The 16,921-nt window shown below is 69.3% G+C and carries 14 protein-coding genes; 4 read left to right on the forward strand and 10 right to left on the reverse strand.

Annotation, left to right across the window (positions count from 1 at the left end):
- Positions 1-25: 25 nt before the first annotated feature.
- From CCO03_RS01585 to CCO03_RS01615, 8 genes are all read right to left on the reverse strand, one after another.
- Positions 26-931: a GntR family transcriptional regulator gene (locus CCO03_RS01585; protein ID WP_169717440.1), complete on the reverse strand. Its 906-nt coding sequence runs from the start codon at positions 929-931 to the stop codon at positions 26-28.
- Between the two features lie 441 nt (positions 932-1,372).
- Entirely contained in the window at positions 1,373-2,569 is a 1,197-nt protein-coding gene (locus CCO03_RS01590) for a benzoate/H(+) symporter BenE family transporter (RefSeq protein ID WP_236903984.1), read from the reverse strand.
- 212 nt (positions 2,570-2,781) lie between these two features.
- Positions 2,782-3,756, reverse strand: coding sequence for a response regulator (locus CCO03_RS01595; protein WP_087276359.1), 975 nt, complete (start codon positions 3,754-3,756; stop codon positions 2,782-2,784).
- Positions 3,757-3,778: 22 nt separating this feature from the next.
- Entirely contained in the window at positions 3,779-4,954 is a 1,176-nt protein-coding gene (locus CCO03_RS20015) for an ATP-binding protein (protein WP_169717441.1), read from the reverse strand.
- Complete coding sequence (locus tag CCO03_RS20020) at positions 4,939-5,589, reverse strand: DAHL domain-containing protein (RefSeq protein WP_169717442.1); 651 nt, start codon at positions 5,587-5,589, stop codon at positions 4,939-4,941. The genes CCO03_RS20015 and CCO03_RS20020 overlap by 16 nt, the downstream gene beginning before the upstream one ends.
- 512 nt (positions 5,590-6,101) lie before the next feature.
- Positions 6,102-6,863 (reverse strand): sulfite exporter TauE/SafE family protein, encoded by a 762-nt coding sequence (locus CCO03_RS01605; protein WP_087276365.1) that lies wholly within the window; start codon positions 6,861-6,863, stop codon positions 6,102-6,104.
- Between the two features lie 375 nt (positions 6,864-7,238).
- Entirely contained in the window at positions 7,239-7,988 is a 750-nt protein-coding gene (locus tag CCO03_RS01610) for a sulfite exporter TauE/SafE family protein (RefSeq protein WP_087276368.1), read from the reverse strand.
- 44 nt (positions 7,989-8,032) lie between these two features.
- The gene (locus CCO03_RS01615; protein WP_236903986.1) at positions 8,033-8,845 is read right to left on the reverse strand and encodes a nucleotidyltransferase family protein; all 813 of its coding nucleotides are present in this window, start codon (positions 8,843-8,845) and stop codon (positions 8,033-8,035) included.
- A gap of 215 nt (positions 8,846-9,060) precedes the next feature.
- Between CCO03_RS01615 and CCO03_RS01620 the strand changes: the two genes are divergently transcribed.
- The gene (locus tag CCO03_RS01620; protein WP_087276374.1) at positions 9,061-10,881 is read left to right on the forward strand and encodes a pseudouridine synthase; all 1,821 of its coding nucleotides are present in this window, start codon (positions 9,061-9,063) and stop codon (positions 10,879-10,881) included.
- Positions 10,882-11,012: 131 nt separating this feature from the next.
- On the opposite strand, the gene CCO03_RS01625 is transcribed toward CCO03_RS01620, so the two are convergent.
- Together CCO03_RS01625 and CCO03_RS01630 are read right to left on the reverse strand one after the other, a co-directional pair.
- Complete coding sequence (locus tag CCO03_RS01625) at positions 11,013-11,645, reverse strand: Spy/CpxP family protein refolding chaperone (RefSeq protein WP_087276376.1); 633 nt, start codon at positions 11,643-11,645, stop codon at positions 11,013-11,015.
- Between the two features lie 132 nt (positions 11,646-11,777).
- Positions 11,778-12,068 (reverse strand): hypothetical protein, encoded by a 291-nt coding sequence (locus CCO03_RS01630; RefSeq protein WP_087276379.1) that lies wholly within the window; start codon positions 12,066-12,068, stop codon positions 11,778-11,780.
- An 88-nt stretch (positions 12,069-12,156) separates the two neighbouring features.
- On the opposite strand from CCO03_RS01630, the gene CCO03_RS01635 reads away from it, so the two are divergent.
- The 3 genes from CCO03_RS01635 to CCO03_RS01645 all read left to right on the forward strand — a co-directional run bounded on the left by CCO03_RS01635 (position 12,157) and on the right by CCO03_RS01645 (position 16,844).
- Positions 12,157-13,443 (forward strand): glutamate-5-semialdehyde dehydrogenase, encoded by a 1,287-nt coding sequence (locus CCO03_RS01635; protein ID WP_087276382.1) that lies wholly within the window; start codon positions 12,157-12,159, stop codon positions 13,441-13,443.
- A gap of 246 nt (positions 13,444-13,689) precedes the next feature.
- The gene (gshA, locus tag CCO03_RS01640) at positions 13,690-14,937 is read left to right on the forward strand and encodes a glutamate--cysteine ligase (protein WP_087276385.1); all 1,248 of its coding nucleotides are present in this window, start codon (positions 13,690-13,692) and stop codon (positions 14,935-14,937) included.
- A gap of 17 nt (positions 14,938-14,954) precedes the next feature.
- Positions 14,955-16,844, forward strand: coding sequence for a potassium transporter Kup (locus tag CCO03_RS01645; RefSeq protein ID WP_087276388.1), 1,890 nt, complete (start codon positions 14,955-14,957; stop codon positions 16,842-16,844).
- Positions 16,845-16,921 lie beyond the last annotated feature (77 nt).

The following is a 16,921-nucleotide window of genomic DNA, read 5'->3' on the forward strand; positions in this document are numbered from 1 at the left end:
TACGGCGCTCGCGGGGCAATTTCGGTCACCTGCGGCGCTTTGCCGGTGCAGGGGTGGCGGGGCTGGGCTGACCCAGCGCCTGGCTGGCGGCGGCAGAGCGGGTGGCACCGGCGGCGAACTCGGACAGCGCGGTCAGGGTCTGCAACTGATACTGCGGGGCGGCCGTGCCCAGCTGGCGTTGCTGCAGCTCGCGCAACACGTGCTCGCGGTTGTCGTCCAGCATCTTGCGCAGCCAGGCCTCGCAGGCCACGTCGTTCCAGGCGGCCATCAGCTCGCACAAGGTGGCGTAGTCATCTGTCATCTGCTGGCGCCGTTCGGGGGTCTGAAAGTCCATGGGCCGGTCGCGCCAGATCACGCCCCAGCTCGACATGTGGCCGTGGTCGCTGACCATGCGGCGCAGCACGTCCGAGCCGCAGTGGCGCAGCAAGGTCACGCCCAGGCCGTTGGCCACTTTGGCGAATTGCATGGGCGTGATGTCGGCCTGCTGATTGGCCTGAGCCAGGGCCTGTGCCACGTCCCGCAGATCGGCCAGCGCCTGCGGGTCGCGCTGGCGGGCCACGTAACGCGCGGCCAAGCCCGTCAACACGCCGCGCACGTTGAACAAGTCGGCAATCAGGTCGGGCGTGAACCCCACCACGTAGGTGCCACGGCGCGGTTCGGTGCGCACCAGGCCACGGCGTTCCAGCAGGCCGATGGCCTCGCGCACCGGGCTGCGGCTGACGCCATAGTGCGCGGCCAACTCCTCCTCGAGGATGCGCGCGCCGTCTTTCAGCTCACCGCTCACGATGGCGACGCCGATGTCGTTGGCCATGCGGTGGGCAATGCCCTGCTGCGGGTTGACCTTGGGCAGGGACTGGGACAGGCGCGTGGCCTTGCCCGGCTTGGCAAGCGGGTCCTGCAGCGCGGGGTCGTCGGTGGAGGGGAACGGCATGCGGCTAGTTTGTCGTTTGTCGACAAAATGAATTCGCGGGTTAACCCTGGCGCAGAGTCGCTGCCGTGACTCGGGTGAATGGCTCATGTCGCGTGACGGTGAACCTGCTCGTGGTCAGCGCGTTCGCGGGGTTGTTCGACGCGCCATCAGAAGCGCTGGCGATGGGCGTTGAGGGAAGAGGCTGTCGATGCCGTCGCCCAGCGCGCCACGACGCGGAGGCGGGGCTGCGGGGGCACGGCTGCAGCAAGCGCGTGTTTCTGGGGCTGGGCGTCAGGATGCGCCCGTAGGCGCTGGCCAGTCCGAGGTCGAAGGCTCACCGGCGCAGATCGCCAACCGGCGGAGGCTGGCGCCAGGAGGGGGCGGTCCGCGATGGGGTGGTGCTGATGACTTGAGGGGTATGAGGGTATCGCCGTTTTCACCGCAACGGCAATTGCCGCATACTCACCGTTTGAGTCGCTTGGACAGGTGCTGAACGCCCAGCGCCAGGGCGCCGGCCAGCACGCCCCAGAAGGCCGACCCGATGCCGGCCACCGTGACGCCCGACAGCGTGACGAGGAAGGTGATGGTGGCGGCTTCGCGGTGGTCCTCCTGCGCCATGGCCGCGGCCAGGCCGCCGCCGATGCTGCCCAGCAGCGCCAGGCCGGCGATGGCCGCCACCAACTCGGTCGGGAAGGCCAGCAGCAGGCCCGACACGGCGGCGCCGAAGAGGCCGATGACCGCGTACATCAGCCCGCAGGCCACGGCGGCCGTGTAGCGTTTGCCGGGGTCGGGGTGCGCCTGCTCGCCCATGCAGATGGCGGCCGTGATGGCGCTGAGGTTGAGCGCATAGCCGCCAAACGGCGCCAGCACCAGCGTCACCAGCCCCGTCAGGCTGATGAGCGGGCTGATGGGCATGGTGTAGCCGGCCGTGCGGATGGCGGCCACGCCGGGCAGGTTCTGCGAGGCCATGGTCACCACGAACAGGGGCAGCGCCAGGCTGAGGGTGGCCGACACGCTGAAGGCGGGCCAGGTGAAGACGGGCCGGGCCAGCGCCAGGTGCACGGCCGACCATTGCAGCTGTCCCCGGCCGGCGACCCAGGCGATGGCGACCAGCAGCGTCACGGGCACGGCATAGCGCGGCCAGAGCTGGCGCCCGACGAGGTAGCTCAGCAGCATCGCCAGCACCAGGCCCAGCTGGGTTTGCGCGGCCGTGAAGGCCTGCATGCCGAAACGCGCCAGCACGCCGGCCAGCAGCGCCGAGGCGATGGCCATGGGGATGCGGTTCATCAGGCGCTCGAACCAACCGGTCACGCCGCACAGCAGGATCAGCGCTGCACTGACCATGAAGGCGCCCACGGCGTGGGCCATGTCGTAGCCGTGGCCGGCCGCCGCGGCCGCCCCGCCGGCCACGGCCAACACGGCGGCGCCCGGTGTGCTCCAGGCAATCATCACCGGCTGCCTGAGCCACAGCGACGGGCCCACCGAGCACACGGCGATGCCGATGCCGATGGCCCACATCCACGAGCTCAGCTCGGCCTGGCTGGCGCCAAAGGCCTGCGCGGCCTGAAACACCAGCGCGATCGAGCTGGTCATGCCGACCAGCATGGCCACAAATCCTGCCGCCACGGTGGACGGACTCCAGTCGCGAAACATGCGCATGGCGAGATTGTCGGGCACGGCGTGGGCAGGTCCCCTGGGGCTTCGGGCGCCGTTCGTCGCTGTGGGGTGGAAGGGGATGCGCGGGACGTGTACCGAGCCCGGTGGCCCGGGGCAGCGATCAGGCGCGAGGAGAAAAGGACATTGGGTTGCAGTATGCGGCCATCGCCGTCAGATGGAAAACGGCAACCGACGCATACTGCTGCAACGTGGCGTCAGCGCTTCTTGCCCGACAGCAGCGGAAAGCGGTCGGCCCAGCGGCCCACGCTTTGCGCGATGCTGTTCACCAGCGAGGGGTTGTCCGGCTCGACCACGGGCTCGACCTGCAGGCGGTTGAGCAGGTTGGGCTGCTGGCGGTAGCGCATGTGCTCCTTCATGGCGGCCGACAGCGCCAGCACGAACACGCTCTTGCGCAGGGGCTTGGTGGCAAAGCGGAAGATCTGCGCGCGGTTGATGAGGCGGATCACCAGGTCGGCGTCGCCGCTGCGCGTGAGCATCACCGTGGTGATGGCCGGGTACTGCTGTTTGAGCACGCGCAGAAAGCCTTCGGTGTCTTCCTCGCCCACACGGGCCTCGGTGACGATGACGCCGACGTCGTGGTGCGAGAGGATCTGCAGGGCCTCGGTCATCGAGGTGGCGGTGTGTGTGGTGTACGACTGGCGCGCCACTTCCTCCATCGAGGCCAGGTCGCGCGGGTTGTCGTCGATCAGCAGGATGTCGGGGGTGCTGGGCTCGGCCGGGGCGGGCGCCGACGCCGCGGGCTCGGCGGCGCGGGCCGATTCCAGGAAGGCGGCGCGCGAGCTGTGGGCCGCGGCCACGGCGGCGGCCAGGGTGGTCTGGATTTCGTGGTGGTCCCAGGGCTTGTTCAGGAAGCGGAACACCTCGCCCTCGTTCACCGAGCCCACGATGGCGGCCAGGTCGGTGTAGCCCGTCAGCAGCAGGCGGATGGTGTGGGGCGACAGCTCGCGCGCCTGGGCCAGCAGCTCGATGCCGGTCATGCCCGGCATGCGCTGGTCGCTCACCAGCACATCGATGCGGTGCGCGCGCAGCAGCTCCAGCGCCTGAGCCCCGGAGGTGGCCACGAGGACCTCGTACTGCGTGCGGAAGATCATGCGCAGCAGGTTCACCACACGTTCTTCGTCATCCACGAACAGCACGGTGGCGCGGGTGGGGGTGTCTTGAGGATCCATGATCGACGGTGTCTTGTTGTGTTCAGTCGAGCAGTGCCCGAGGCCCCTGGGCGCTCGCGGGCGCTGTGTCGTCCTGGCCGGCTTCGATGGGCAGCCACACGGAGAAGGTGGTGCCCACGCCAACGGTCGATTTCACCATGATGCGACCGCCATGCTCCCGGATGATCTTGTAGGAAATGGACAATCCCATGCCGGTGCCTTGTCCAATGGGCTTGGTGGTGAAAAAGGGGTCGAAGACTTTGGGCAGGTCATCGGGTGGAATGCCTTTGCCGTTGTCTTCCACTTCGATTTGTACCATGTGCTCGTCGGCCAGCAGTCGCGTGCGCAAGCGGATGATGTTCTCCTCGACCGGCCGCTGCGGCATGGCATGCGCCGCGTTGGTGATGAGGTTGAGGAACACCTGGTTGATCTGCGAGGGTGCGCCGACCACGCGCGGCACGTGGCCGTAGTCCTTGACCACGGTGACCGTGTACTTGATGAGGTTGCGCGCCAGCAGCAGCGTGCTGTCCAGGCCGTTCTCGATCGAGAAGCCCAGCACCTTCTCGCGGTCCAGCCGGCTGAAGTTCTTCAGGTTGACGACGATTTCCGAGATCTGGTCCACGCCGTGGATGCCGTCCTGCGTCAGCGTGCCCAGCTCGTTGAAGATGCCGCCCTGGATGGCCCGCAGGGCGCCTTCGTCCACCAGCGCCACCTGCTGCTCCAGTCCCGCCGCGGCCGGCTTGCCGCGCAGCGACAGCGCGAGCACGTGGCTGTCGTTGACCACGCGCTCCAGCGGCAGCAGCTGCTCCTGGATCACGTTGAAGGTGGCCTTGAGGTAGGCCAGCGGCGTGTTGATCTCGTGGGCGATGCCGGCCACCATCTGCCCCAGGGCCGACATCTTCTCGGTCTGCACCTGGTGCACCTGCGATTCCTTCAGCTCGTCGTAGGCGTGCTCGAGTGCCGCATTGGCCTGCTGGATGTCCTGGAAATGGCGCAGGGCCTTGATGCCCATGAAGGTCAGCAGCAGCAGCAGGCCCGCGGAGTACACGGTCAAGGCGGTCTGGTAGGTCTGCAGGCGGGCCAGCTTGGCGTTGTTGGCCTCGGCATGCGCGTCGGTCAGGTCGTCGATGGCCTCGGCCGTGTTCAGGCCGGCCATGGTGTGCAGCAGCTGGGTGCTCGCATCCTGCTGCCGGATGATGGCCTTCACGTGCGCGACCACGGCGGCGGTGGCGTCGATGACCTTCTCGCCGAGTTGGGGGCATGGGCTTCCAGCTCCATCAGGGTGTCGAGGATGCCCTCGCGGCGCTGGTCGTCGGCGTTCTGCAGGTAGGTCATGACCCCGGCGTAGACCTGGCCGATCTGGCGCTCGAACGCGACCTGGGCCGGCAGCGGCGCCGGCGACACCTCGGCCTGGTGCCCGAGCGCCTGCGTGGCCGTGTGCAGGAACTGGCTGGAGTTGCGCAGGATGGCGTTCTGCGACTTGAACTGTTCGATCAGCGCGATCTTCTCGCGCATGATCTTGGAGAAGGCATCGATTCGGCCGGTGATGAGGCCCTGGGTGCCCGGCTCGCCGGCCCAGTAGCGCTGCATGGCCCGGAGCAAAGCCTGCTCCTTGTCCTCGATCACCGCCAGCGAACCCGCTTGTTCCTGGCTGATGAGGCCGGCCCGGGCGCGCAGTACCTCGACGTTCCACGCCGCGTCCATCTGCTTGAGGTCGCGCAGCTGGGCCACGATGGCGTCGTTCTCCGTCAGGTTCACCGATTGCGCCTTCCAGATCAGCGCGAGCAGCACCAGCAGCAGCACGGTGCCGATCAGGACGTACAGCCATCGCATCTGCTGGAACAACTGACTCATGAGGTTGCCTGGAGCTCGTCGGTGGAGGGCACTTGCTGCCGCGTCGTCGCCGGTTCGGCACCATCGTCGGGGGGACGTTGGGCAGGGTGCCGGCCCGTTGCCCGAGTGTGTCAAATTAATTCAAAGGGATGCAGTGTGCCATGCGCCCGGTGCCGCATGGGGGTTCCAGCGTGGCATCGGTGCAGAAATGCGACGGTTGTGCGATCAGTGCACCGGCACCGCGCGCGATGGCGACGGTGGGCCCGGAGAGGCCGCCCAGGCCGGGGCGATGCAGGCTGTGTGGGCGTGGGGTGGGGCGTGGTCAGCGCGCCCGGCTGGTCAGTGCGGCCTCGTCGTGCGTGCCAGCCTGGATGTGGTTGAGGGGGCGCGGCCAGTGGTCGACGTCGCCGGTGGCCGCGCCGGGAGGGACGTGGGCCCTGCAGGGGTGACGCGGTGACTTGCAGATTCATGCAGTATGCATCCACTGCTGTTGATCAATAATCGGAATACGGGGCATACTGGTCAAATTTCATTCACCAAGTGCGGATGGCATCCAGCCCGGTCTTCAGGATCAGCAGGCTGACCACCAGCACGAACACCCAGCGCACGAAGCCCGAGCCGTAGCGCAGCGCCAGGCGAGCGCCGAGCAGGCTGCCGGCCACGTTCGCCACGGCCATGGTCAGGCCCACGTGCCACCAGATGTAGCCCTTGCTGGCGAACAGGGCGATGGCCGCCAGGTTGGTGGCCACGTTGAGCAATTTGGCACTCGCCGAGGCGTTCAGGAAGTCGTAGCCCAGCAGGCGCACGAACAGGAAGATGAAGAAGCTGCCGGTGCCGGGGCCAAAGAAGCCGTCGTACCAGCCGATGACCAGGCCGATGGCGCAGGCCAGGGTGCGCTGCCGGGTCAGGTTGCCGCTGGGGCGGTGGTCGGTGCCGAGCTTTTTCTGCCACAGGGTGTAGGCCAGCACGGCCAGCAGGATCAGCGGCAGGGCCTTGCGCAGGAAGTCGGGGTTGATGACCGTGACCGTGTAGGCCCCGGCCAGCGAGCCCAGCAGGGCTGCACCAAAAGCGGGCAGCATGACCGGCCAGCTGATCTGGACGCGGCGCGCGTATTGCCAGGTGGCAAAGGCCGTGCCCCAGACCGACGCGGACTTGTTCGTGCCCAGCAGGGTCGGCGGCGCGGCGCTGGGGTAGACCGCAAACAGGGCCGGCACCAGGATGAGGCCGCCACCGCCCACGATGGAGTCGATGGCCCCTGCAAGCAGGGACGCCAGGCTGACGATGAACAATTCCATGGGGGCGGATTCTGTCACCACCCGGACGGGGCCAGGGCCTGGCGCGCTGGGCGGCTGAGGCGGGCGAGGGCTGGCTCAACCGATGGTGACCACCCACGGCGCCAGCGCGCAGGTTCAGGCCGTGGACGAGGCGGAACGGGGCCAACTCCCGTCCAGGCGCGAATGGGCTGTGGCAAAAAAAACGCCCTGGAAGCCAGGGCGCTGTCAATTCTTTGTGTGGGCGGCCGTCGTTGTGATGTGTACCGCCCAGGTGTCTCCTCGATCCCCCCGCGACTGCTGGCAGCCGCTGAGTGGTTGCACTATAGCGGTGCGCGGCGTGCCCCAGCATCGGGTTTTACCCTCGACACGGGTTTGTCCCAGCCCGGCGATGGGCCTTCAGCGCGGCACGAACAGGCTGAGGCCGGCGAGCAGCAGCAGGCCGCACACCAGGGCGTCGACCACGCCTTGGGGCAGGCGCAAGGGATGCTTGGCCTGCCAGCGCGTCACGCCCCACACCAGGGGCACGGCCACGGCCGTGGTCACGATCGCCGACATGCGCAGGCTGCCCGTGCCCACCACCAGCCCGGTGCGCACCAGGCTGGTCAGCAGGAATTGCACCACCAGGCACTGCCGGATCAGCTCTGCCGCCAGGGGCTGGCGGTACAGGTGGTAGACGATGGGCGGGCCCGCCGTCGAAAACAGGCCGCCCAGCAAGCCCGACGAGAGCGAGGCCAGCCACAGCGCCTGGGGCGGCGATGCTTGACGCTCGCGCTGCTGGCGCTTTTGCAGCATCAGCAGCACGGCGCAGGCCACGATGACGACGCCCAGCGCCATCCGCAGGCCGTTCAGCGTGTTGCCGTCGAGCCAGCTGAGCAGGGCCCAACCCAGTCCGACGCCCACGATGGACAGGCCGAGCATGGGCTTGAGCAGGCGCCAATCGGGCGTGAACGGGTGGTGGCGCAGGTAGGTCACGCCGTTGACCAGCGACAGCAGCATGGCCACGTTCGAGGCTTCGGCGATCGGCATCAGGCCCGTGGCGCCGGCCAGGCCCACGAGGATGAGCGAGAACGCGAACCCGGTCAGGTTCTGCGCCACGCTGGCCAGGCCGACCAGCACGAAGAACAGCAGGTATTGCGACCACTGCATGGTTCAGCGGGCCCGATTCGGTGCGCGCGCCGGGCTGGGCGTGCTCATTGCAGCGCGGCCAGCCGCTCGGGCGTGCCGACATCGGTCCAGTCGCCTGTGAACAGCTCAGCGCTCACCCGCCCCGCGGCAATCGCCCGCCGCAGCAGCGGCGCCAGCGGTGCCGATTCGCCCTGCGGGTTGCCCGGTGCGATGGCGCACCAGGGAGCGAGGAACAAGGCACAGCGGAACAGGCCCAGCGTGCTGTAGGTGTGGCGGGGCAGGCCGGCGGCCCCGGGGGCCTCGTCGGCCAGCACGCGGCCGTCGGGGGCCAGCACAAAGTCGCCGCGCGGGTTGTGCGCCGGGTTGGGCACCAGCCACAGGTGCGCCAGGTCGTCGCTGGCGGCAAACCGCTGGACGGCGGCGGCCTCGAACGCGAACTGCGGCGCGAACACGTCGCCAGCGGCCAGCCAGAAGATGCCGCGGGCGTCTTGGGCCTGCAGCCAGGGCAGGGCGCGCGCGATGCCGCCGGCGGTTTCCAGCGCATGGCCAAAGTCCAGCGCTTCGTGCGAGAAGACCAGGGCGGGCAGGCCCGACGTGGTCTCGCGGGGCGTGTGGGCCTGCAGGGCCTCCGGCATGCCGCGCGGCGGCAAGGGGGCGCCGAAATGGGCGCCGATCTGCTCGCCCAGCCAACCGGTGTTGACCAAGGCTTGGGGCACGCCCGCGCGGGCCATGGCCGCCAGCGTGCCCTGCAGCAGGGGCTGGCCGCGGACGGTCAACAGGGGTTTGGGGGTGTGGTCGGTGAGCGGGCGCATGCGCTCGCCGCGTCCGGCTGCCAGCACCATGGCCGGCGCCTGCGGCGATGAAGTGGGGTCAGGCATGGGGCCAATGGTGCCACGAGGGCGGCGCAGCCGGTCGGTGTTTCGCCAGGCGACTGTGCTTCGTACGACAATCGCTGCTTTCTGAACGAGTCGACCGCTGCCCGGGCCGCCCAGGCCACCGCGCGCCGATCCGTGCCCCACGCCGTGGCGCGGACCTACCGGCCCCTGGCCATCTCCGATGGCCGCCCCCGTCGATTTTTTGCCCGCATTGCACCATGGCTACACCCGCCCCCTCTCCCCGCCCCATCCTCAGTGCCGGCAAGCGCCGCCCTGCCGCCGACTCGGGGCCATCCGACGGCGCCGGGCCGCGCGCGCCGGGCCTCGGCCGGCCAGGTGATCGGCCCCGATCCGGGGTGCCGCGCAACGTGTACGTGGCCGGTGCCGCCCGCGAGCAATACGGTGCGGGCGAGCGCGACGAGCGCCGCCCACCCGGCAACGGCAACCCCGGGCGCTGGTCGGACGCGGGTGAGCGGCGCCCGTCGCGCGGCGCCGACGACCGTCGCACGCCTCCGGGTGCCGGCCCACGATGGGCCGAGCCGGGCCGCGAAGGGCGTCGCATGGCGCAGGGCGGCGGCGGTTCGCCGTACCGGCAGGAGGGCGAGCGGCGCGAGACGCCCTGGGGCGCTCGCCGTGACGAGGGCCGCCCGTCGGGTGCCGGGCGCGAACGCCCGCGTCAGGCGGACGACCGAGCAAGCGGCCGTGCGGGTGGCCGGGAATTCGGTCCACGCGCAGGCGACCACCGCGGCAGCGGTGCGCCACGGCCGCGCGACGACGCGTGGCGCGAGGGCGCGCGTGACGGTTTTCGGGGCAGTGCCCGCGGGGGGCCGCGCGAGGCCGGCGGGCGTCGTGACGACGGGTGGCGGAACGCGCCGCGTGACGATGCCCGCGGTCCGTCGCGGGGTCAGCCCTACGGTGCGCCCGCCCGGCCCTCATCCCGCCCGCCTCACGGCACGCCTTACGGCACGCCGCATGGCCAAGCTCGCGGCCCATCCCAGGGCGGGTCCGATGACCGGTTCTTCTCGGCCGGACGTGACGACCGGCCGGCCCGCGGGGCACCAGGCCGTTGGCGCGACGACGGCCCCCGTCGCGACGAACGCGGTGCGCGAGGCGCGATGGCCCCCGGTGGGCTGCGCGCGGTGCGCCAGCCCCTGGCGGGCCGCGATGGCGCACCGGCTGACCGCCACGAGTCCACGCGCGACCGGGGCGACGCACCCACCGAAGTGGCTGGGGCCCAGCCGGTGCCCCAGGCCCCGGCGCGGGGGGCGCCCGCCATTGGCGAGCGGCTGAACAAGCGCCTGGCCGACATGCGCCTGTGCTCGCGCCGCGAGGCCGATGCCTGGATCGAGAACGGCTGGGTGCTGGTCAACGGCCAGCCTGCCGTGGTGGGCCAGCGCGTGCGCCCCACCGACGAGGTGCAGGTGGACGAGCGCGCCAAGGTCAAGCAGGCCGAGCGCGTGACCATCCTCATCAACAAGCCCATGGGCTACGTCAGCGGCCAGGCCGAGGACGGCCACGAGCCGGCGGCCAGCCTCATCAATGCCCAGAGCCGCTGGCGCGGCGATGCCAACAGCCGCCGGTTTGCCAGTTGGCAGCTGCGCGGCCTGGCCCCTGCGGGGCGCCTGGACATCGATTCGGTGGGCCTGCTGGTGCTGACGCAGGACGGTCGCGTGGCGCGCGACATCATTGGCGAGGCGTCCGAGGTCGACAAGGAATACCTGGTGCGCGTGCATTACCCACAAGGCGACCGCGTGGTCGAGCGCGATGTGCAGGCCGTGTTCCCGCCCGAGCAGCTCGCGCGGCTGCGCCACGGCCTTGAGCTGGACGGCAAGCCCCTGCTGCCGGCCGAGGTGGAGTGGCAAAACCCCGAGCAGTTGCGCTTTGTGCTGCGCGAAGGCAAGAAGCGCCAGATCCGCCGCATGTGCGAGCTGGTCGGGCTGCACGTGGTCGGCCTCAAGCGCATCCGCATCGGCGGCGTGCTGCTGGGCAACCTGCCCACGGGGCAATGGCGCTACCTGGGGCCGCACGAGCGTTTTTGAACGCCCGTTGCTCATCTGAATGGCAGTATGGCCACTTCCCCGTTTGTTTGTGAACGGGAAGGTGGCCATACTTCATGACTACATGGCATGCGACGGCAAACGCTTCGCATGCCTGCGGCATCAGCCGCGCTTCACTTGGCGGGCTGGGTTGGGGGCTTGGGCGCGCCAGGGTGCTGCTGGCCGGGCTCGCCATGGGGGTGATGCCCTGGGTGGCCCGGGCCGTGCGGCTTGCGGGGGCCTCGGTGGTCGAATGCGCGCGCGGTTTCGGCATCGAACACCTGTTGCTGCTCGGCGTTCAGCTGGGCGTAGAACGCCTTGGTCGCGTCGCCGCGCGCCTTCATGTGTGCGGCCATCTCGTCGTGGCGCTTTTGCCGGGCGTCGATGCGCTGCGGCGTCGTCATCTTGGCGAATTGCTCGCGCTCGGCCCGGAAGGCGTCGCGGCTGGCATCCGGGCGGGCCGGCGGCTTCAGCGCGGCCTGGTAACGGTCCCAGGCGCTTTGCTGGGCGGCGCTCAGCTTGAGCTTGTCCTTGAACGCGGCCACGCGCTGGGCACGGTGCTGCTCGCGCTGGGCCGGGTCCATGCGCGGGCCGCGGTCACCGTGGCGGTGGTTGGCCTGGTGCGGGTGGCCATGGGCGCCTGCAGAGGCGGCCTGAGCCGGCGTGGCCGCCTGCTGGCCGGCCGCGGGCATCTGGGCCTGGGCCGTGGCAGCGCCCAGGGCGAGGAGGGCGGCCGCCATCCAGGCGGGAACGAACGTGCGGGTCATGTGTGCTCCTTGTCAGCGTCAATCGGCACGGCGTGCCGTCTTGCGTGAGGTGGACTGTGCGCCGGCCGTGTATCGGTGGCGTTTCGCCGCTGTCCCGCTGTGTAAAGTTTTTGTGCTGCGCGATCGCGCCGCTCACCCCAGGGCCTGCAGGCGTTGCCGGGCGGCGGCCAGCCAGTCCTGCAGGTTCTGGTGCAGCTGGCCCTGGTCGAAGGAACAGCTGGCCTCGTCGAAGGCCGCGCCGGCCTCCAGGCCGTTGAGCAGGCTGACCAGCACCTGCCCGAACCGGGGCGGCAAGGCCGTCAGCAGCGCCTGGGCGGATCGGGCCTCGCCGGCAAAGGCCGAGGGGCTCGTCTGGCCGGCGCGCAAGGCGGCCAGGCGGGCCTGCAGGTCGTCGAGTTGGGCGAGCGGAGCGGAGGAGGTCATGGGCAGGCAAGAAGAAGGCACCAATGCCGGCGTGTGCGAACAAGCCGGGGCGGGCGCAGTGTAGGGGGCTTGGGGCAAAATCCGTGTCATGAATGCCTCGAACATTGCCGATTACATGCATGGCGTCGGCCGCCAGGCCAAGCTGGCGTCGGCGCTGATGGCCGCGGCCCAGGCCGCCACCAAGAACCAGGCCCTGCGCGCGCTGGCCGCGCTGCTGCGCGCGTCCGAAGCCGACCTGGCGCGGGCCAACGCGCTCGACATCGCCCGCGCCGAGGCCAACGGCCTGGCGGCGCCCATGGTCGACCGCCTGCGCCTCACGCCCAAGGTGATCGAGACCTGCGCCCAGGGCTGCGAGCAGCTGGCCGGCATGGCCGACGTGATCGGCGAGATCATCGGCATGAAGCAGCAGCCCAGCGGCATCCGCGTGGGCCAGATGCGCGTGCCCATCGGCGTGTTCGGCATGATTTACGAGAGCCGGCCCAACGTGACCATCGAGGCCGCCAGCCTGGCCATCAAGAGCGGCAACGCCTGCGTGCTGCGTGGCGGCTCCGAGGCCATCGAGTCGAACAAGGCGCTGGCCAAGCTGGTGCGCGAGGCGCTGCTGGCCGCGGGCCTGCCCGAGCACGGCGTGCAGCTGGTGGAGACGACCGACCGCGCGGCCGTGGGGCAGCTCATCGCCATGCCGGCCTTCGTCGACGTCATCATCCCGCGCGGCGGCAAGGGCCTGATCGAGCGCATCAGCGCCGAGGCCAAAGTCCCGGTCATCAAGCACCTGGACGGCAACTGCCACAGCTACGTGGACGACCCCTGCGACATCGCGCTGGCCGTGCGCGTGGTCGAGAACGCCAAGACGCAGAAGTACAGCCCCTGCAACGCCACCGAATCGCTGCTGGTGGCCCAGGGCGTGGCCCAGGCCTTTCTGCCGCGCATGGCGGCCGTGTTCGCGGCCAAGGGCGTGGAGATGCGCTGCGACCCCCAGGCCCTGGCCATCGTGCAGGCGGCGGGCGTGGCGCAGCTGCAGGCCGTGCCGGCCAGCGAGGCGGACTGGGACGAGGAGTACCTGGCGCCCATCATCGCCGTGAAGGTGGTGGCGGGCCTGGACGAGGCCATCGCCCACATCAACCGCCATGGCAGCCACCACACCGATGCCATCCTGACCAAGGACCACCGCCATGCCCAGCGCTTCCTGCGCGAGGTCGATTCGGCCAGCGTCATGGTGAACACCAGCACCCGCTTTGCCGACGGCTTCGAGTTTGGCCTGGGGGCGGAAATCGGCATTTCGACCGACAAGTTCCACGCCCGCGGGCCGGTCGGCATCGAGGGACTGACCTCGCTGAAGTACGTGGTGCTGGGCGACGGCGAAGTGCGCCAGTGACACTGGTTGCAATCGACTCTGCATGGCGTATGGGTCGATGGCCGTTGATTTTGACAACGGCAGCGCCGAATACCCTCTTGTTGTGAATCTCGCGCTGGACGACCGGCGCGCGGCTGGCGCGGCAGCCGGCGCCAGGCCGTGTGGGAGCGGGGCTGACACGCGGTCGGCGTGAACACCGGGGCGCGAGGTGTCGGCCACGGGGGAATCCGCACACTAGAATGACCGGGCACCACAGCCAAACACCACATGGTTCCACACCTTCTCACCGCCTTGCAGGGGCCCATCAGCGAGCTGGAGCAGCGCATCCTCGAATCGACGCCAGCCATCGAACGCTGGTTTCGCCTGGAATGGATGGAGCACACGCCCGCCGTGTACAGCGCGGTCGCCATCCGCAACGCGGGCTACAAGCTGGCGCCCACGCAGGTCGACCTGTTTCCCAGCGGCTGGAATCGCCTGTCCGATGCCATGGTGCCGCTGGCGGCCCAGGCGGCGCAGGCGGCCGTTGAAAAATTCTGTCCCGATGCGCGCAACCTGCTGATCGTGCCGCACAACGGGGCCCAGCGCGATGCCGACTACCTGCTCAGCCTCTCCCGCCTGCGCCAGATCTTCAGCCAGGCGGGCCTGCACGTCCGCCTGGGCTCCATCGACCCCGATGTGTCCAAGACGCTGAGCCTGAAGCTGCCCAGCGGCGAACAACTGGCGCTCGAGCCGGCGGTGCGCAGCCAGGGCCGGCTGCAGCTCAAGCATTTCGACCCCTGCGCCATCCTGCTCAACAGCGACCTCTACGACGGCGTGCCCGGCATCCTCGAGGACCTGAACGACCAGTACATGCTGCCGCCGCTGCAGGCCAGCTGGGCCACGCGGCTGCGTTCGCGCGACCTGGTGCACTACGAGGAAATCAGCAAGCGCTTCGGCAAGATGCTGGGCATCGACCCCTGGTTGATCCACCCCATCGAAGAAGCCGTGGGCCTGGTGGACCTGAGCACCGAAGACGGCGTGGCGCGCGTGCGGGCCAGCGTGGATTCGGTGCTGGCGCGCATCCGCCGCAAGTGCAAGGAATATGGCATTGGCGAGCGCCCCTTCGTCACCGTGAAGCTGGACAACGGCGGCGATGAAGCCGGCGTGATGACGCTGCGCGACGCCAGCGAACTGCCCGGGCCGTCTGCCGTGCAGCCGCACCTGGCGCGCCTGATTGTGCAGGAAGGCCTGCAGACCAGCGAGCGCGTGGGCCAGGCCGTGGCCGAGCCGGTGATCTACACCATCGACCGCTACGTGGTGGGTGCCTACTACCGCTGCAACACCCGGTTGACCGAGTTCGACAGCTTGGACGCCGCCGACACCACGTTTGCGGCGCTGCCGTTTGCGCGCGTGGACGTGGCCGAGGCCGCCCAGGAGCCCAACCGGTTTTACATGCATGGCGTGATTGCCCGGCTGGCCATGCTGGCCACCAGCTACGAGCTGGAAGCCGCCGAGCTGGACGCGGACGGCCGATAACCCAAGGAGGGTCGGACATGACAGGTTCCGGCCAACGCCCACCACCCACCGGCAAAGCCCTGGCTGCGCTCACGCTGGGCGCCATGGGTGTGGTGTATGGCGACATCGGCACCAGCGTGCTGTATGCCGTCAAAGAGATCTTTGCCGACGGGCGGGTGAGCTTTTCGCCCGCCAACGTCTATGGCGTGCTCTCGCTGATCTTCTGGACGCTGACCACCATCGTGTCGCTGAAATACGTGACGCTGGTGCTGCGCGCCGACAACCATGGCGAAGGCGGTCTGGTGGCCATGCTGGCGCTGGCGTCGCAGTCGGTGGGCGACCGGCCGCACCTGCGCCGCGCCCTCATGCTGGTGGGCATCTTCGGCACCTGCCTGTTCTATGGCGACGGCGTCATCACCCCGGCGATCTCGGTGTTGTCGGCGGTCGAAGGCCTGCGCGAGGTCTCGCCCGAGCTGGCGCACTGGGTGCTGCCCATCACCCTGCTGGTGTTGACGGCCCTGTTCCTGGTGCAGCGCCATGGCACGGGCGGCATCGGCCGCTTCTTCGGGCCGCTCATGCTGCTGTGGTTCGCGGGCATTGCCGCCCTGGGCGTGATGCACATCGTCGGCCACCCCGAGATCCTCCAGGCCGTCTGGCCGGGTTACGCGCTGGGTTTCATCGCCCGCCAGCCGGGCACGGCCTTCATCATCCTCGGGGCGGTCATCCTGTGCGTGACGGGCGCCGAGGCCCTGTACGCCGACATGGGGCACTTCGGCCGCCTGCCGATCCGCCTGGCCTGGTTTGGCGTCGCCATGCCGGCGCTCACGCTGAACTACTTCGGCCAGGGCGCGCTGCTGCTGGCCAACCCGGCGGCCGTCAGCAACCCGTTCTTCAGCCTGGCGCCGGGCTGGCTCACGCTGCCGCTGGTGCTGCTGGCCACGGCGGCCACGGTGATCGCCTCGCAGGCGCTCATCTCGGGCGCCTTCAGCGTCACCAAGCAGGTCATCCAGCTGGGCTACCTGCCGCGCCTGCGCATCATCCACACGCATGTGCGCGACACGGGCCAGATCTACATCCCGCTGGTGAACTGGCTGCTGTTCGGTGCCATCGCGTTCGCCGTGCTCATGTTCCGCTCGTCCAGCGAGCTGGCCAGCGCCTACGGCGTGGCGGTCACCACCGACATGCTCATCACCACGGTGCTGACCTTTTTCGTCATCCGCTTTGGCTGGCGCTTGCCGCTGGCGCTGTGCGTGGCGGCGACGGGTTTTTTCCTGGTCATCGACCTGGCGTTCTGGGCCTCCAACCTCACCAAGCTGTTCGACGGCGGCTGGTTTCCGCTGCTCATCGGCGCCACGGTCTATGGCGTGATGCTGACCTGGCATGACGGGCGCGTGCTGATGAACCACGCCCTGCAGGAAGGCTCGATCGACCTGAAAAGCATGATGAGCGCGCTGTGCACCGAGTTTCCGACGCGCGTGTCGGGCACGGCCGTGTTCCTGGCCAACGTGCCCGGCGTGGCGCCCAATGCGCTGCTGCACAACCTCAAGCACAACAAGGTGCTGCACGAGACCAACCTGTTCGTCACGGTGGAGATGCACGAGGTGCCCTGGGTGGGGCTGACGGACCGCATCCAGGTCGAGAAGCTGGCCAAGAACAGCTGGCAGGTCGCCGTGCACTACGGCTTCAAGAACGACATGGACCTGCCCAAGGCCCTGGCCCTGCTGGCGCCGCAAGGCGTGAGCCTGGACCCGATGACCACCAGCTACTTCATCTCGCGCGAAAAACTCATCCCCGACGCCGAGGGCGGCATGGCCTTGTGGCGCGAGCGCCTGTTTGCCCAGATGCTGCGCAACTCGTCCAGCCTGGCGGACTACCTGAACCTGCCCAGCAATGCGGTGGTGGAATTGGGGGCGCAAGTCAAATTTTGAGGGGTATATCCCGGTTACCGTTTTGTGGTAAACGGCAATGTCTGTATACCCCTGTGTCATGAACGTTGGACAGTCTG

This window comes from Comamonas serinivorans, assembly GCF_002158865.1.
In the GTDB taxonomy this organism is placed as follows: Bacteria; Pseudomonadota; Gammaproteobacteria; order Burkholderiales; family Burkholderiaceae_C; genus Comamonas_E; species Comamonas_E serinivorans.

Bases quoted from the DNA above. Each gene is read 5' to 3' on its own strand.
- CCO03_RS01585 (WP_169717440.1), bottom strand. From the start codon at position 931: ATGCCGTTCCCCTCCACCGACGACCCCGCGCTGCAGGACCCGCTTGCC.
- CCO03_RS01590 (WP_236903984.1), bottom strand. From the start codon at position 2,569: ATGCGCATGTTTCGCGACTGGAGTCCGTCCACCGTGGCGGCAGGATTT.
- CCO03_RS01595 (WP_087276359.1), bottom strand. From the start codon at position 3,756: ATGGATCCTCAAGACACCCCCACCCGCGCCACCGTGCTGTTCGTGGAT.
- CCO03_RS20020 (WP_169717442.1), bottom strand. From the start codon at position 5,589: ATGAGTCAGTTGTTCCAGCAGATGCGATGGCTGTACGTCCTGATCGGC.
- CCO03_RS01605 (WP_087276365.1), bottom strand. From the start codon at position 6,863: ATGGAATTGTTCATCGTCAGCCTGGCGTCCCTGCTTGCAGGGGCCATC.
- CCO03_RS01610 (WP_087276368.1), bottom strand. From the start codon at position 7,988: ATGCAGTGGTCGCAATACCTGCTGTTCTTCGTGCTGGTCGGCCTGGCC.
- CCO03_RS01615 (WP_236903986.1), bottom strand. From the start codon at position 8,845: ATGCCTGACCCCACTTCATCGCCGCAGGCGCCGGCCATGGTGCTGGCA.
- CCO03_RS01620 (WP_087276374.1), top strand. From the start codon at position 9,061: ATGGCTACACCCGCCCCCTCTCCCCGCCCCATCCTCAGTGCCGGCAAG.
- CCO03_RS01625 (WP_087276376.1), bottom strand. From the start codon at position 11,645: ATGACCCGCACGTTCGTTCCCGCCTGGATGGCGGCCGCCCTCCTCGCC.
- CCO03_RS01630 (WP_087276379.1), bottom strand. From the start codon at position 12,068: ATGACCTCCTCCGCTCCGCTCGCCCAACTCGACGACCTGCAGGCCCGC.
- CCO03_RS01635 (WP_087276382.1), top strand. From the start codon at position 12,157: ATGAATGCCTCGAACATTGCCGATTACATGCATGGCGTCGGCCGCCAG.
- gshA (WP_087276385.1), top strand. From the start codon at position 13,690: ATGGTTCCACACCTTCTCACCGCCTTGCAGGGGCCCATCAGCGAGCTG.
- CCO03_RS01645 (WP_087276388.1), top strand. From the start codon at position 14,955: ATGACAGGTTCCGGCCAACGCCCACCACCCACCGGCAAAGCCCTGGCT.